This window comes from Candidatus Tisiphia endosymbiont of Parasteatoda lunata (assembly GCF_964030955.1).
Lineage (GTDB): Bacteria > Pseudomonadota > Alphaproteobacteria > Rickettsiales > Rickettsiaceae > Tisiphia.
The window spans coordinates 802783-817748 of record NZ_OZ035003.1 but is presented as its reverse complement, the minus strand read 5'-3'; the positions used below and the strand labels follow the sequence as shown (position 1 = coordinate 817748).

General features: G+C 33.4%; 17 protein-coding genes, 1 tRNA gene and 3 pseudogenes. 9 read left to right on the top strand and 12 right to left on the bottom strand.

Features of this window, described 5'->3' with window-relative positions; translation table 11 throughout:
- Positions 1-108 precede the first annotated feature (108 nt).
- The 8 genes and pseudogenes from blaOXA to AAHN00_RS05065 form a co-directional block, all read right to left on the bottom strand.
- Positions 109-898, bottom strand: a pseudogene (blaOXA, locus tag AAHN00_RS05100) (class D beta-lactamase).
- 8 nt (positions 899-906) lie between these two features.
- Positions 907-1472: pseudogene (locus AAHN00_RS05095) on the bottom strand (cyclase family protein).
- Between the two features lie 152 nt (positions 1473-1624).
- Entirely contained in the window at positions 1625-3541 is a 1917-nt protein-coding gene (gene nuoL, locus AAHN00_RS05090) for an NADH-quinone oxidoreductase subunit L (RefSeq protein WP_342272575.1), read from the bottom strand.
- 13 nt (positions 3542-3554) lie between these two features.
- Positions 3555-3869, bottom strand: a complete 315-nt coding sequence (gene nuoK / locus AAHN00_RS05085) for an NADH-quinone oxidoreductase subunit NuoK (protein WP_342272316.1) — start codon at positions 3867-3869, stop codon at positions 3555-3557.
- Positions 3862-4476, bottom strand: coding sequence for an NADH-quinone oxidoreductase subunit J (locus AAHN00_RS05080; protein WP_342272315.1), 615 nt, complete (start codon positions 4474-4476; stop codon positions 3862-3864). Before AAHN00_RS05080 ends, nuoK begins: the two co-directional genes overlap by 8 nt.
- A 2-nt stretch (positions 4477-4478) precedes the next feature.
- A complete protein-coding gene (gene nuoI / locus AAHN00_RS05075; RefSeq protein WP_342272574.1) occupies positions 4479-4958 on the bottom strand; it encodes an NADH-quinone oxidoreductase subunit NuoI in 480 nt (159 codons plus the stop codon).
- 189 nt (positions 4959-5147) lie between these two features.
- Positions 5148-5864: a phosphoribosylaminoimidazolesuccinocarboxamide synthase gene (locus AAHN00_RS05070; RefSeq protein ID WP_341747414.1), complete on the bottom strand. Its 717-nt coding sequence runs from the start codon at positions 5862-5864 to the stop codon at positions 5148-5150.
- 58 nt (positions 5865-5922) lie between these two features.
- Positions 5923-6564 (bottom strand): exopolysaccharide biosynthesis protein, encoded by a 642-nt coding sequence (locus AAHN00_RS05065; RefSeq protein WP_342272314.1) that lies wholly within the window; start codon positions 6562-6564, stop codon positions 5923-5925.
- Positions 6565-6913: 349 nt separating this feature from the next.
- Between AAHN00_RS05065 and AAHN00_RS05060 the strand changes: the two genes are divergently transcribed.
- The 5 genes from AAHN00_RS05060 to AAHN00_RS05040 all read left to right on the top strand — a co-directional run bounded on the left by AAHN00_RS05060 (position 6914) and on the right by AAHN00_RS05040 (position 8960).
- Positions 6914-7708 carry an ABC transporter ATP-binding protein gene (locus AAHN00_RS05060; RefSeq protein ID WP_342272313.1) on the top strand — a complete coding sequence of 265 codons (795 nt, stop codon included), beginning with the start codon at positions 6914-6916 and terminating at the stop codon, positions 7706-7708.
- Between the two features lie 103 nt (positions 7709-7811).
- Positions 7812-8018, top strand: a complete 207-nt coding sequence (locus tag AAHN00_RS05055) for a hypothetical protein (protein WP_342272312.1) — start codon at positions 7812-7814, stop codon at positions 8016-8018.
- Complete coding sequence (locus tag AAHN00_RS05050; RefSeq protein ID WP_342272311.1) at positions 8009-8449, top strand: AAA-associated domain-containing protein; 441 nt, start codon at positions 8009-8011, stop codon at positions 8447-8449. Before AAHN00_RS05055 ends, AAHN00_RS05050 begins: the two co-directional genes overlap by 10 nt.
- 103 nt (positions 8450-8552) lie before the next feature.
- Positions 8553-8705, top strand: coding sequence for a hypothetical protein (locus tag AAHN00_RS05045; RefSeq protein WP_342272310.1), 153 nt, complete (start codon positions 8553-8555; stop codon positions 8703-8705).
- Positions 8706-8792: 87 nt separating this feature from the next.
- On the top strand, positions 8793-8960 hold the full coding sequence (locus AAHN00_RS05040) for a hypothetical protein (RefSeq protein WP_342272309.1): 168 nt from the start codon (positions 8793-8795) through the stop codon (positions 8958-8960).
- 34 nt (positions 8961-8994) lie between these two features.
- On the opposite strand, the gene AAHN00_RS05035 is transcribed toward AAHN00_RS05040, so the two are convergent.
- Positions 8995-9070, bottom strand: a tRNA-Thr gene (locus tag AAHN00_RS05035).
- A 465-nt stretch (positions 9071-9535) separates the two neighbouring features.
- On the opposite strand from AAHN00_RS05035, the gene AAHN00_RS05030 reads away from it, so the two are divergent.
- Positions 9536-9709, top strand: coding sequence for a hypothetical protein (locus AAHN00_RS05030; protein WP_342272308.1), 174 nt, complete (start codon positions 9536-9538; stop codon positions 9707-9709).
- Between the two features lie 50 nt (positions 9710-9759).
- On the opposite strand, the gene tolB is transcribed toward AAHN00_RS05030, so the two are convergent.
- Complete coding sequence (tolB, locus tag AAHN00_RS05025) at positions 9760-11085, bottom strand: Tol-Pal system beta propeller repeat protein TolB (RefSeq protein ID WP_410521433.1); 1326 nt, start codon at positions 11083-11085, stop codon at positions 9760-9762.
- 207 nt (positions 11086-11292) lie between these two features.
- Between tolB and AAHN00_RS05020 the strand changes: the two genes are divergently transcribed.
- Together AAHN00_RS05020 and AAHN00_RS05015 are read left to right on the top strand one after the other, a co-directional pair.
- Positions 11293-11478: a hypothetical protein gene (locus AAHN00_RS05020; RefSeq protein WP_342272307.1), complete on the top strand. Its 186-nt coding sequence runs from the start codon at positions 11293-11295 to the stop codon at positions 11476-11478.
- 180 nt (positions 11479-11658) lie between these two features.
- Positions 11659-13878 (top strand): annotated as a pseudogene (locus AAHN00_RS05015) (TraC family protein); the annotation flags it as partial.
- A gap of 20 nt (positions 13879-13898) precedes the next feature.
- Here the strand turns inward: AAHN00_RS05015 and AAHN00_RS05010 are convergent.
- Positions 13899-14027, bottom strand: a complete 129-nt coding sequence (locus AAHN00_RS05010; protein WP_342272306.1) for a hypothetical protein — start codon at positions 14025-14027, stop codon at positions 13899-13901.
- Positions 14028-14083: 56 nt separating this feature from the next.
- Between AAHN00_RS05010 and AAHN00_RS05005 the strand changes: the two genes are divergently transcribed.
- Positions 14084-14218, top strand: a complete 135-nt coding sequence (locus AAHN00_RS05005; RefSeq protein ID WP_342272305.1) for a hypothetical protein — start codon at positions 14084-14086, stop codon at positions 14216-14218.
- Here AAHN00_RS05005 and AAHN00_RS05000 read toward each other — a convergent pair.
- Positions 14215-14952 (bottom strand): transposase, encoded by a 738-nt coding sequence (locus tag AAHN00_RS05000; protein WP_342272304.1) that lies wholly within the window; start codon positions 14950-14952, stop codon positions 14215-14217. The genes AAHN00_RS05005 and AAHN00_RS05000 overlap by 4 nt on opposite strands.
- Positions 14953-14966 lie beyond the last annotated feature (14 nt).

The window sequence follows — 14966 nt, the reverse complement described above, 5'->3', positions numbered from 1 at the left end:
TTCGCTTTCCCCTCATTTTCGACTCTAATTTGTAGGATCATTCGAGTATAGAGAGTTACTCATAAAAACAAAATCTTCACGAAGCCTAATTTTTCAAATCATTTTTGCTCAGTCTTCAATCAAATGTAGTAATTTTTCTTTTGCTTCTGCTTTAGCACGTAGGCTTGCATAAGTGTCTTGCTTACTGTCATCTGTAATATGGTTCACAAATACAATAGTCCTATTATCTCTTTGAATCCAACCAACAAACCACCCTTGCTGGAGGTCTAACTTCTTAGTTCTATTTTTATTAAGTTGAGAACCGTTGCCTGTTTTCCCATAAAGTTTCCAGCCGTTTGGTAGTTCCTCCACAAAGAGTATATTTTTTGTCATTTCATGAGATTTAAGACTTATTGGTAATTTGTTATCAATAAGATTCTGTAAGAACACACTTTGCTCTTCAGGTGAGATTTCCAATGAACTTGATAGCCATGAATTCGTTAATCCATTGTTTTTACCTTTATCGCCTGAAACATTTTGATTCCCATAGTTAAATTTTATAACATAGTCTTTGAATTTACTCATCCCAAGCTTTTGCGTCAAAACTTGAGAATACCAAACACAACTATTTTGCATCCATGTTGTTGGATTGTGGGGCTGTTTCCACCTGTCAAGCCAATCTACATAACCTTCTTTAAATGGTAACTCAGGATGAGTCTCATCAACTAGCAATCCTTCTTCATATCCCATTAAACTAATGGCGATTTTGAACGTTGAGCAAGGTGCATAGCGTGATGCACAATCACCTTCTTTGTTTGATAATTTTATCATTTTCTTTAGCCAAAAAGCATTTGGTATCTGCCAGTGAGGATGTGTTAAACAATAACCCAATGCTTAAATATAAAATAAGTTTTTTCATTATACCTTCTAAAAATTTAAGTTTGTTTCTTCTTTTATTAAACCAATAAGCCTTATCGGAGCTTCTGTTGCCCCTCTTACCTTAAGCAAAGCTAAGATACAGCTTCCTGTTATAGGTAGATTTACCAAATTAGCAACATTTTCAACAATATATTTGCCATTGCCTAAAAACAATTTATGAACAGGAAATCCATCTACTGGCCTGTCTGGTGACAAAGTGTCAATACCAAGTCCGCACACACCTCGTTTTGTCAGTATCTCCGCTGCTTCAATTGATATAGAAGGAAAAACGTGATTATAGCTATACTTTTTTGGATTACCCCAAAACTTTTCCCATCCTGTTTTGATCATCACAAAACTTCCCTCATTAATCATCCCGTATTGTTCTTCAAAATGTTCAATGTCCGTTAGGCTTAGACTATAACGCTCATAACAAGAGCTTGATACATCAATAACAACACAAGGAGCAACCAGCTGCAATAATAGTATTTGGTCAATGGTAGTACTCCTGGAATACAGTGTGCTGGTGCATCCATATGTGTACCAATCCCTGCATGCATTTTGAACTGCTGCACACGAAATTCTTCATTCTGTCGGCAGTCAGAATAATCCAATTTAACATCAATATTAAACCCACAACCTCCACTCCACGAAGGAGTCTGCTCATCAAGAGTGTGTGAGATCAATAATTTTGTATGGAAAAATCATGGCTATCCCTCCTTCAAACTTACCAAAAAGAATCAGTTCGCAATATTCCTATTATAAAGAAAGTAATATAAACAACTATACATAAAACTATATATAAAGTGTAATTAAATACGTAACCTGTCTGCGATCTACTCACCAAAAAACCAAAGTAATTTACCGTTTTGGCAAAGCTATTTGGACCAAATCTATCTATCACTCTTTGATCCATCAAATTGCATAACTTACTTAAGTTAATTATTAATCTTACTATCGCAAAGTTATAAACCTCATCAAAATAATATTTATGTACCAACAGCTTTTCTATAAATCCTATTTTTATTTTTTCTTTGATTCTTCTATAAAAATAAAGCCCCAAAACAATACCTATTAGTCCCGAAACCATAGGTAATAATTTTATATAAAGAGGAGGATGAATTGCTAGTATTTGGTAAATATGAATGTTAAATATACTATCAAGGAAATAACCATTTGGTTTGTCAAAAAACAATATATAATAACCTATCATTCCTGCAAAAAAACTACCTGCCACTAAAATACTAAGTGGTCCATTCATGATATTGGGTGACTCATGGACATGATTGATGTCAATAGTTAGTCTAGTTTTTCCATGAAATACTAATAAGATAATTTTCATAGAATAAATGGCAGTCAGGACTGCAGCAAGAATTCCAAGAATAAACACGATAGTACCGATACCACCGCTACTATATGCTAGCTCTAAAATAGCATCTTTTGAATAAAATCCTGCTAAAGGATAAATACCTATGAGTGCCAGTGATCCAATTAAAAAATTACAATAAGTAATTGGCATCTTATCTTTCAAACCACCAATCTTAAAAATATTTTGCTCATGACAAGCGTGAATTACATTACCAGCTGATAAAAATAATAAAGCTTTAAAAAATGCATGAGTGACTAAATGAAAAATACCAGCATTATAAGCTGACACACCACAAGCAAGAAACATATAACCAAGTTGGCTACAAGTAGAATAGGCAATAATTTTTTTTATATCATCTTGAACTATGGCAATAGTTGCGGCAAATATACAGGTAATCCCACCAATAATAGCAATAAAGCTCAATACTCCTACACTATACTCAAATAAATAAGAACACCTAGCTACTAAAAAGACCCCTGCTGTTACCATGGTTGCAGCATGAATAAGTGCCGAGACAGGCGTTGGTCCTTCCATGGCATCGGGTAGCCATATATGCAAGCCAATTTGTGCCGACTTACCCATACACCCAAGAAATAATAGCAAACAGACTATGTCAATTATTGACGTGCTAAAACCCAATATACTTAGTTGCATATTAGACAATAATTGTGCTTTATCAAATACACTAGCAAAATCAACTGCCCCAAAATAAACAATAATGGTAATAATCCCCATTATAAAAGCAAAATCTCCTACCCTATTTACTATAAAGGCTTTAATTGCTGCTTTATTCGCTGATTCTTTTTGATACCAAAAGCCAATTAACAAATACGAACATAGACCAACACCTTCCCAACCAAAAAATAATTGGACAAAATTATCTGCTGATACCAAAGCTAGCATAAAGAAGGTGAATAATGATAGAAATTTAGGTAATCCATTATCGTCTGCCATATAGCCAAGAGAATAAATATGCACTACAGCTGAAATCCAAGTAACCACTATGAACATAATAGCAGTCAGCTGATCAACATAAATTGCCCAATTTATGTTCATCTCACCAACCACTAGCCATTTTGCTAAAATTAGATGAATAATGACTTTATGTACTGCTACGTTATAAAATATCAAGCTAGCTAATATTGCCGATAAACTTATTGCAATAGTGGCAATAAAAGCTGCTTGCTTCTTGCTAAAACACTGACAAAACAAACCATTGATCATGCCAGAAATCAATGGTAATATTACCGTGAATATTGCTGCTACACCTACCATATCAGTTCCCAAATTAACCCTTCATTTGATTCATATCACTCAGTTCTATCGAACCTTTATTTCTAAAATAAACTAGTAATATAGCAAGACCTATTGAGGTCTCGGCAGCTGCTATTGTTAAGATTATTATACTAAAAATTTGACCAGATATCTCATGTGCATAAGTAGAGAATGCTACAAAATTTATGTTTACAGCGAGCAGCATCAATTCGATTGACATCAGGATTGTTATGACATTCTTACGATGCATAAACAAACCGACCATTCCTATACTAAAAATCAGTGCTGACAAAATTAAATAATGCTTCAAAGTAATAGTACTAATCATATTGTATTTCTCCTACTCCTGCATTTAAACGTGGTTTGACCACTAATATGCTATTATCTTTGTTTTTAGCATGTTGCTTGGCAATATCCTGCCTCTTAACTCCACTACGATGCCTAATAGTTAGGGTAATACAAGATATCATTGCCATAAATAAAATAATACCCGAGATTTGAAAAGGTAAAATATAGTCAGTATATAGTACCTGTCCAATAGCATGAGTATTAGTGACACCTGATGTTACCTCAAATTGGCTGTTATCTAAAACTATATCTTTAGCCCCTAAGCAAATTATCAGGACAAGATCAGCAAACATAATAAGTGCTACAGCAATACTAATAAGCAAGTTTCTTTTGAATTGTGCAATAATATCGGTAAAACGAATATTCAGCATCATGATAACAAACAAAAATAATACCGCTACTGCCCCAACATATATCACCACCAACATCATTGCCAAAAATTCTGCTCCTAGCAAAACCATTAGCCCCGAACCGTTACAGAAAGTAAAGATCAGCCACAATACAGAATAAACAGGGTTTTTACTAATGACCACCAAACAACTACTTACAACCATTAGCCCGGCAAATAAATAAAAAAACATCTCCATAATTATCTATATTTATAATCATTATGTAGCTTAATTGCTAATTCTTGTTCCCACATATCACCATTCTTCAATAATTTTTCTTTGTTATAAAGCAATTCTTCATGACTAATAGTAGCAAATTCAAAATTAGGGCCTTCCACTATCGCATCAACTGGACATGCTTCTTGGCATAGACCACAATAAATGCATTTAGTCATATCAATATCATATCTAGTGGTACGCCTACTACCATCTACTCTTTCTTCTGCCTCAATAATAATAGCCTGAGCTGGACAAATTGCTTCGCACAACTTACAAGCAATACAACGTTCCTCACCGTTGGCGTAACGCCTTAATGCATGTTCGCCCTTAAATCTCGGGCTTATCCGCCCCTTCTCATAGGGATAATTTATAGTTACTTTAGGCTTAAAGAAATACCTCAAAGTTAAACTAAGCCCTGAGATTATTTCAAATAAAAAAAAAGACTTCAGGTAACTAATTATTTTCATTTTATTATACACCAAAAATTTGTAGCACTAAGCATGTTTACAATTTATTTTTTCTTCCTAGAGAAGGTTTTAGGTATACTATATACACTCTTCTGCTCCTACAAATTGTTTTTTGAAAATATCATGGATTTGCATGCTCACCATTCATTTTCAAATCCAATTCTTCAAAGCATTTGAGTGTACTTAAAAAGTTCTATCTTTTAATAAATCAGCTATTGCCTGATAAGATTTCAGAGCTTTTTCTGGATCACTGGCAATCATTTCTGCTCCAAGTTTCTCATTATTATTCATATTCCATAAACGACAATTATCCGGGCTAATTTCATCAGCCAACATTACCATAAATTCCTCACCATTAAACACTCTGCCAAATTCTAGTTTGCATTCAACAAGCCTTATACCAATACCTGTAAATAATCCACTTAAAAAATCGTATGTTCTTATGGCTTTATGTTTTACTTCATCAATTTCTTGTTTACTTAACCAACCAAAATTTAGTATTTGGTGTTCATTAATTATAGGATGTTTTAACTCACTACTTCTAACTCTAAAATCGATAATTGGATGATCAAATACGTATCCTTCTTCCATAGAGAATTCTTTTACAAACCTACCGCAAGCTACTGTAGAAACTAATATTTGAACGGGGAAAATATCTACAGATTGTATTAATTGCTCACGCATGTTAATTTTTTCAATTAGGTGGTTATCTATTCCTACCATATCAAGTCTGCTCATTATGAAGGACGAAATATTATTATTCAGCACCCCTTTACCCGAAATATCAAAAATCTCTCCGTTTTCTAAAGTAATTTTGTCAGTAAACGCCATAATAAAAGCAAAATCTTCTTGTGACTGATAAAGAGCTTTACTTGAGCCTTGATATAATTTTTGTTTCATTTGAAAAAGATTCTATAGTAGCGGCTTTCACTTTTGTACAAATTTAATATTTATTATATCAGAAGAATAGATTAAATAAATATTTAATACTAATCCAGCTAGCAGAGATTGCTATAAAAGCTATAATAAGTCCAAATATAGAGGTAATAAATCCAAGAACTATAGTTAATCCATCTCGGTTTAAAAGACCTAATGCCATTATTGTAATGCCCAGTGCAGGTACAGCGTTAGTTAGAGGTAAAGGTATTGATATAGCAATAGAGCAAATCAGCGATATTAAACCAATAAATTGTTCACAATATATAGAGGCTGCGAAACTAAATCTTGGTCGTATATATTTTTCTACAAATTTAATCTTTGGTACAATCTTGTCACTTATATTAATAAGTATATCATTGCTAATTTGATAGTTATTAATTTTGGATGGTAAAGAAACTTGTCTAAAGCCAAGCAACATCTGCATAGATAAAATCATCAAAGGAATACCTACTATAGTAGTAAAACCTGGAGGATACGGCAGCGGAATTGCAACTGGTATTGCAAAAAAAAGTATCGTTAATAGAAGACCGTTTTCATGAAAATCAACTAATAACTCACTAATTCTAGTCTTTTCTTTTTTTTCTTTTTGTCCTAATTTATAAAAAACACTAGATACTGTAGTTCTATCTAGTTGTTTATCTTTTGATGCAATGTTAAACATTTTTACTTAATTTTCTTGTAAATTATACTATATTTTAGATTATTAGAAAATAATTAATAATCAAAGAAATTAATTCCATCAATAATTTTCTTACGTTAGGTTATCTCAAAACTATGATTTTATAGTAATTGAGAAATGCACTACGGAATGTAGCACAATTGTAATGGATTTAGCAAAGAATATTTACTTTATTATCATTAGTTAACTTCAGTTTTGGATTAAAATTTTTAATTTTAATCCAAAACTGGCTAGAATATTCAGAAAAATGCATTCTTGAAACGGCTGACGCGAGTGCATTTTAACTTTTTTTATCATTCAAGTTGACCATTTTACAAAAAGAGTAAGACCTATGAATAATAATTTACTTGAATTAATATCAATTACACAAAGTTTTACAAAAGATGATCATAGTACGCAAAAGATACTAGATAATGTTACTCTAAAACTAAAACCTAATGAGATAGTTGCGATACTGGGAAAATCTGGATCTGGGAAATCAACATTACTAAGAATTATCGCAGGTTTTACAAAACCAGTTAAAGGTAAAGTAATACTAAATAAAAAACCTGCTTTTCGTGATCGTTGTGATATTAGTATGATTTTCCAAACATTTGCACTTTTTCCATGGTTGACTGTTTTTGAGAATGTTGAGCTAGGTTTAAAAAGTTTCAATATTTCTGAGTATGAACGTCGCAAACGTGCATTAGAGGCCATAGATATGATAGGACTTGATGGTTTTGAGTCAGCATATCCAAAAGAATTATCAGGTGGCATGAAGCAACGAGTAGGTTTTGCTAGAGCATTAGTTCTCAGACCAGAAATTTTACTTATGGATGAAGCTTTTTCCGCTCTTGATGTTCTAACTGCTAATACCTTAAAGAATGACTTTCTTGATCTGTGGAGTAGTGGAAAAACTCAAATGCAGTCGGTGGTATTGGTAACTCATTCGATTGAAGAAGCAGTAACTATGGCTGACAAAGTGTTAATACTTTCATCTAATCCTGGGCGTATTGTATCAGAATTAGCAATTACCCTCCCTCGTTTACGTGATGTTCAAAGTATGGAATTTCGTACTATGGTAGATAAAATTTATGCTCTCATGGTATCAGCCTATGAAAAACCACCTTTGCCTGTTAGTAGTTAACCACTCTGCACTGCAAGTGCAGAGCTTAATATTACGGCATGAATGCCTAATGTATGTACTAACTTAAAAGTTAGAAACTATTTGTGTATGGCTCATTTAGAAAGTGTCACAACACAAAAAGAATATATCTGTGAAGTGTAAGATTTTGTTAAAAAATATCTGTATGATTCATTCTTATCTTTTCTTGATAAGATATTTAAAATTTATGTTGAAACGACGCACTGCAAGTGCGGGGTTTTTCTCCCAAAGTGGGACAATAAACAGAAAGCTATTGTTGGCAACATCGATCAAAAAATTCATTTGTCGGTAAATGAACTGATCGGTAGCATTGAGGCACTTTCTGCATCGCCATACAAAGGTTCTGCAAATTTATCAGAATTATCTAAGATTTTTCATATTAACAATATGGGGGAAATTTTACATATTGTTGGAGCTTTGCAAATATTAAATTTTGCTAATGTTACTTCTGAGAGTATAAAATTAAATAAACATGGCAAGCTTTTTTTCACAAGTAGTTTAGAAGATAGAAAAAAAATGCTTGCTCAGCATTTACTTGACAATATTCCCCTTGCATCCTACATTTGTGAAATTTTACATCAACGTTTAGATCATAAAGCACCTCTTTCGCTTTTTAAGACACAGCTTGAGGATACATTATCTAGTGAAGATGCCACTATAACTTTAAAGTCTATAATAGGTTTAGGAAGATATGCAGAAATCTTCTCCTATGATGATAGTTAACCACTCTGCACTGCAAGTGCAGAGCTTAATATTACGGCATGAATGCCTCATGTATGTACTAACTTAAAAGTTAGAAACTATTTGTGTATGGTTCATTTAAAAAGTGTCACAACACAAAAAGAATATATCTGTGAAGTGTAAGATTTTGTTAAAAAAATATCTTATCTTATCTTTTCTTGATAAGATATTTAAAATTTATGTTGAAACGACGCACTGCAAGTGCGGGGTTTTTCTCCCAAAGTGGGACAATAGTTAACCACTCTGCACTGCAAGTGCAGAGCTTAATATTACGGCATGAATGCCTCATGTATGTACTAACTTAAAAGTTAGAAACTATTTGTGTATGGCTCATTTAGAAAGTGTCACAACACAAAAAAATATATCTGTGAAGTGTAAGATTTTGTTAAAAAATATCCTATCTTTTCTTGATAAGATATTTAAAATTTATGTTGAAACGACGCACTGCAAGTGCGGGGTTTTTCTCCCAAAGTGGGACAATAAAGGTTTTTAGCTTAGATAATCCAACAGCTTGAAAGTCGAATTTATGGTGCCGATAGAGGGAATTGAACCCCCGACCTACGCGTTACGAATGCGTCGCTCTGCCAGCTGAGCTATACCGGCAATAGGTTAGCCCTAGGTTCTTATAATACCATTTCCGAAAACTAATCATCATATCGTCGTACTTCATGATCTCCGCTCCTCACATACTAGTTGTACTCGAAGGTAGCCGACACTCGTACTCCGAGTAGCAATTTAGTTTTGGGAAATGGTATTATAACCTGAATTCGATGTAACTTGTTACATCGAATTCAGTATTATATATAGAAACAATCAGGTTTGAAGCGGCTGCCCACCTGATTGTTAAAATATAATACTCCATTCAATATGTGATTTTAATAATTAAAATCACATATTGAATGATGAAAAAAGTTAAAATGCACTCGCATCAGCCGCTTCAAGAGTGCATTTTTCCTTATAGTTAACCACTCTGCACTGCAAGTGCAGAGCTTAATATTACGGCATGAATGCCTAATTTATGTACTAACTTAAAAGTTAGAAACTATTTGTGTATGGCTCATTTAGAAAGTGTCACAACACAAAAAGAATATATCTGTGAAGTGTAAGATTTTGTTAAAAAATATCTGTATGATTCATTCTTATCTTTTCTTGATAAGATATTTAAAATTTATGTTGAAACGACGCACTGCAAGTGCGGGGTTTTTCTCCCAAAGTGGGACAATAAAGCAAGTATCGATATAAGAATTATTAATATCAAGGTTATAATATGTTTTTAAGATATAAGAACCTAGTCAATTTAACATTCTTGACCACTCAGGATCAGAAGCATCTTGAGGGGTGAGAATCTCTCTTTCATTATAACCAGTCAAATCAATGGAATATATACGATTTTTACCTGCTGTTTTGTTTCTAGGAGGCCAGCCTTTAGCAAACATAATTATCCTACCATTGGGTGACCAGCATGGACTTTCAACTAGATATCCACTAGTTATAATTCTTTCAGTATTCTCACCATAGGCAAAGGCTTTCATGACCCCAATTGTAAAACCTTCACCTTGAGATATTTTTGTAAACGCTATGTAATCTCCTCTAGGCGACCAACTTGGTGCAGCATAAACTCCTCCACCAAAACTTATACGTTCAATATTTGAACCATCAGAATTCATAATATATAATTGTCTTGTTCCACTTCGATCAGAATTAAAAACTATTTTACTGCCATCAGGTGAATAGCTAGGAGAGGTATTAATACCAACACCATGGGTCAACTGCTTAGTCGCCATATTATTCAGATCAATTTCAAAAATATGCGTAGCTCCCTTTCTTGCTATCGACATTATAGCTTTGTTTCCTTGGGGTGAGAATCTTGGAGCAAAGGACATACCAGGAAAATTACCAACCAATCTTTCCTTACCTGTTTTAAGATCACGAACATAAACATGTGGCTTCTGCTTGTGAATATAGGATAGATACATGATTTTATCTGCTTGTGGTGAAAATCTTGGAGTAAGAACCAAATTTTTCCCATCTGACAGATATTTATGATTAGCACCATCATGATCCATCATAGCTATTTTCTTTACTCGTTTTAGATAAGGTCCACTCTCTGACACATATACTATTTTTGTATCAAAATAACCTAAATCTCCAGTAATTTTCTCATAAATTTTATCAGCTATTTTATGTGCTACTCTACGCCATAAATGTGTTGGTATTTCAAAAACCTCACCTATAAGATCTTTTTCTAAGCTTGCATCCCATAATATAAAACTAACCTTTAGCTTACCAAAAGAGAGCTTTACAACTTCACCATTAATCAGAAGATTAGCATTAATGTGTCGCCAAGCAGCAAAAAGAGGCTTATGTTTTATCCCCACAATTTGTTCTATAAAAGAAGCAGTAGAAATTGGGTGGAACATGCCGGAAATCTTTAGATCATTAGATATTACACTAATTATATCAGCACCAATTACACTATTCGCACTATCATCTGCATCAAATTTATTAATGGCTATCGGTATTGGATCAACATGTCCTCGCTCTATAACTATAGTTTCTATGGCATAACTATTGAAGTTAGCAACTAACAACAGTATAACACAAAAATACCTGACCACTAATACCACCTAGATCTTTTTTTAACAATATTTAACATCAATTTGTATTTAAGTTGTTTTTGGCGACAGGAGCTAAATACAAATTGATGTTAATATATAGTTAACCACTCTGCACTGCAAGTGCAGAGCTTAATATTACGGCATGAATGCCTAATGTATGTACTAACTTAAAAGTTAGAAACTATTTGTGTATGGCTCATTTAGAAAGTGTCACAACACAAAAAGAATATATCTGTGAAGTGTAAGATTTTGTTAAAAAATATCTGTATGATTCATTCTTATCTTTTCTTGATAAGATATTTAAAATTTATGTTGAAACGACGCACTGCAAGTGCGGGGTTTTTCTCCCAAAGTGGGACAATAAATACATTGTATCTTGCGAAACGCTATTAGTTCTGGTGCCAATTTTAACAAAAATTCCATCCGACAAATTGTTTCAGGTGGATAAACATATTGATAACCTGACATTACTTTTTTTATTTTTATTTTATAACCTCATTATACCATATTAATTCTATTTTGAAAGATAATTAGTATAACAAAAAACCATAATTAAGGCAATAGAGAATAATAATGCAAGCAAATATCCATAAGGATTTTGATAGGGAAAGATTAGCAAAACATTTTGTCTATGAATCATATGATGAGGATAGTCAATTATTTTTCAATCGTGGTTCAGTAGGGTTTGTATTAATGGGCTGGCCACTCGTTGGTACGAGTGTACAAGCCCAAGGAGAAATTGCTGAGTTTTTGAAGAATGATGACAATCTTCCAGCAGGTAGTAGTTTACAAGTATTAATGATAGGTTCTGATCATATTGAGCATTTTTTAACTAATTGGCAATTACATAGAAAAGGGGAAATTTTTATTGAGCTAGCTAAAAAGAGAACAGGGTTTTTACAGAAAAAAGCCAAAGAGGAAGGAACCGTAAAAGACATAGTGTTACTAATCTCAGTTACTATCCCTACCCTAAGTCTAAATATTGATATTAATGAAATGGTAAAAAGAAAAGAATGTTTACAAGATACTTTTAAGTCAATTGGTTTAATAACTGAAAATGTTGATGCAAAAATGTTACTAGAGTCTATTCGGATAATATTTGGTGTATCTGCAGAAGAGCAAGCAGAATTGAATCCTTATGAGATATTAGCTGAGCAAATTTTACCAAGCAATTTTTCTTTATTTGAAGAGCAAGATTATATAAGCCTCAATGATAATCAAATATTCATTAGCTTAGAAGCCAGTAAAAGACCAAGAGAGTGGAGATTATCATCTATGGACTTATTTTTAGGTAATGAAATGAGACGGGGTGAATATATAAAATCAAATTTTTTAATTCATTTTGGTTTACAAATCTTACCTAAGCAAACGATAGCTAGAACAGCTGCGATTACTAAAAGAGAAGCATTAGAAAGAAATATTGCAGCTGGTATGCATAAGTTTTTTCCTGATATTCAATATGAAGCTGAAGATTTAGGCAGTGCAGTATCGTACTTACAAAGTGGTGATCGAGTAGTAAATATTCATTTAAATGTCATTATGTGGGATAAAAAGGAAAAAGCTAAACAATCGGCATCTCAGTTTTGCTCTCAGCTTCGACGTAGTGGTTGGTATTTTGTTCCTTGTAAATATGATCATTTAGCAGTAGTGCTAGCATCAATGCCGATGCAATTAGTGGAGGAAATGCCATTCTCTGTAACTAATAGGTTTAACAAGATATTTGGTTCAAGAATAGGAGGATTGGGTGTAGCCTTAAGCTCTCTTGGTCGAGGTAAAAAAACTATTTCATCAGAGAGTAAAGTGTTATTACCGATAGTTGGTGAATGGAAAGGTGATTTAACCTCTCCTGGTATGTTACTGACTGGCAGACGAGGTCAGATTATGTATTGGTCGCCTTTTGGCTCAGCTCTAGTGTCATCAACAGGATTAAATAACAGTGCCCCAAATGAAAATTTTAATCTATGTATAGCAGGAGTGCCAGGTTCAGGTAAATCAGTATTTATGCAAGAGTTAATGTTATCAATTTTAGGAGTTGGGGGTAAAGTATTTGTTCTTGATTATGGTAGATCATTTAAAAGAACATGCTTAATTCTAGCAGGTAATTACATAGAATTTGATACAAAAACCCCTATTTCTATCAATCCATTTTCACAAGTGCCAGAAGATGAAAGTGAAAAATCCATTGAAGCACGGGCAGATTTTCTAGCAAGTTTTCCATCAGTTTTAGCAACTATGGCAGCACCTCAATATGGAACTAATGATTTGCAACAGCCAATGTTATAAAAAGCCTTAATTGCAGTGTGGCAAGCAAAGGGTAGTAGCTCAGAAATCAGTGATATTGCTGACTGGCTGTTGCTACGAGAAGAATCATATGCTCATGAACTAGGTAATATGTTGTTTCCATTCACTAAAGATGGTCAATATGGTAAGTTTTTCAGTGGTAAGGCTAAACTGTCACTAAATTCCGACATAGTAGTAATTGAAACTGATCATTTACGTAGTAGTCCAGAATTACTGGTAGTAATAGTTCAGATAATGATTGTTCATATTAACCAAACAATGGTGAAAGGAGGTAGAGAACGCCCATTTTTGATTATGATTGATGAAGCATGGAAATTACTAGCTGGTAAACGTTCAGGAGAATTTATTGAAGAAGTAGGTAGAATAGCTAGGAAATATAATGGTTCAATTACCTTAGCTACCCAACAACTAACCGATTATTTTCGAGGAGAAGGCTCTGCTGCTGAAAAAGCATTTGAGAATTCATCACATAAAGTCATTTTAAAAGAGTCAATCATTTAATTTGTGTAAGTTCATTTTTTATTTTCCAATAAACCATCTCGACCAAATAACTCCGATGGATCTGCTTTTGATAATAATTCTTCTACTAGCTGATTACTGATGTCTAATGTATCTTTATCTGTATCTAATTTTTTAGCCATAATTCCTCCTTGCTTGCTTAAGTTACTTTTTTTACAGTAATCTCTTACTGCTTTCTTTGCAACTTACACAAACTATAGGACAGACTCTTTTAAAACAAAATCCTGAATCTTTTAAGGCAATGCGTGCTAATCCTAAGCTTGCAGGTTTTGTTAATGAGGATTGGAAACTCAATCAGGAGTTTCGCAGTTAGCAAAATTGCGAATCAGCTAAAAGGCATCTAATGTTGTTCTGAATTGATGTTTTTATAACTTCCCAAGTTTGTTGATATAAAGTAATTTTTTCATTTATCCTCCTTTTGTTCATATCGAGCCAAGCAAATACAGCAAGGCAAATATGATTTCTCTGAGCTCGACCCGTGCGTGCCTGACAGCGTTCAATACCACAAGTTTGTTTTAATTCTCGATGATAAACTTCTATAGACCACCGTGCCTTAACAATTTTCTCTATTTGTTCACGTGTTGGATTTTCTAAGTTAGTTGTTATGTAATCAATGCGACCATTTTTTGCCACAAACTTAAATACCGTAACCCAACCGTATCCACGTAGGTGAATTTTTAGTCCCTCATCAGGAATCTCTAAACTTTCTAAGCTAACATTATGATTAACTTTTCTATTTTTTCTTAGGTTACTAACCCATGTCCAACCTAAATTACGTATATGTTTCAAATTCTCCAAACCGCTATACCACGCATCCATTACTACTGCATCAGGATTGATCCCTCTTTCCTTAGCTAAAGTAAGCATATCACAAAAATGCTCATTCTTTGTTTTTCCATCAGTTTCTTTATCATATATTCTATAATCTACAGGGGTAGATTGATCAGTTTTAGCATTGTAATGCAGTAAGTTGACCATCCCTATACCAGGTATAACATCATGTACAGTGATGTGGTTATAGTTTTCCGGACAGTTAATAGGAGACAATATTAACAGAAAGG

What these genes read in the sequence shown, in the direction of transcription:
- AAHN00_RS05060 (WP_342272313.1), top strand. Translation starts at nt 6,914, where the DNA reads ATGAATAATAATTTACTTGAATTAATATCAATTACACAAAGTTTTACA.
- AAHN00_RS05040 (WP_342272309.1), top strand. Translation starts at nt 8,793, where the DNA reads ATGGCTCATTTAGAAAGTGTCACAACACAAAAAAATATATCTGTGAAG.
- AAHN00_RS05065 (WP_342272314.1), bottom strand. Translation starts at nt 6,564, where the DNA reads ATGTTTAACATTGCATCAAAAGATAAACAACTAGATAGAACTACAGTA.
- nuoL (WP_342272575.1), bottom strand. Translation starts at nt 3,541, where the DNA reads ATGGTAGGTGTAGCAGCAATATTCACGGTAATATTACCATTGATTTCT.
- AAHN00_RS05080 (WP_342272315.1), bottom strand. Translation starts at nt 4,476, where the DNA reads ATGGAGATGTTTTTTTATTTATTTGCCGGGCTAATGGTTGTAAGTAGT.
- nuoK (WP_342272316.1), bottom strand. Translation starts at nt 3,869, where the DNA reads ATGATTAGTACTATTACTTTGAAGCATTATTTAATTTTGTCAGCACTG.
- AAHN00_RS05010 (WP_342272306.1), bottom strand. Translation starts at nt 14,027, where the DNA reads ATGGCTAAAAAATTAGATACAGATAAAGATACATTAGACATCAGTAAT.
- AAHN00_RS05070 (WP_341747414.1), bottom strand. Translation starts at nt 5,864, where the DNA reads ATGAAACAAAAATTATATCAAGGCTCAAGTAAAGCTCTTTATCAGTCA.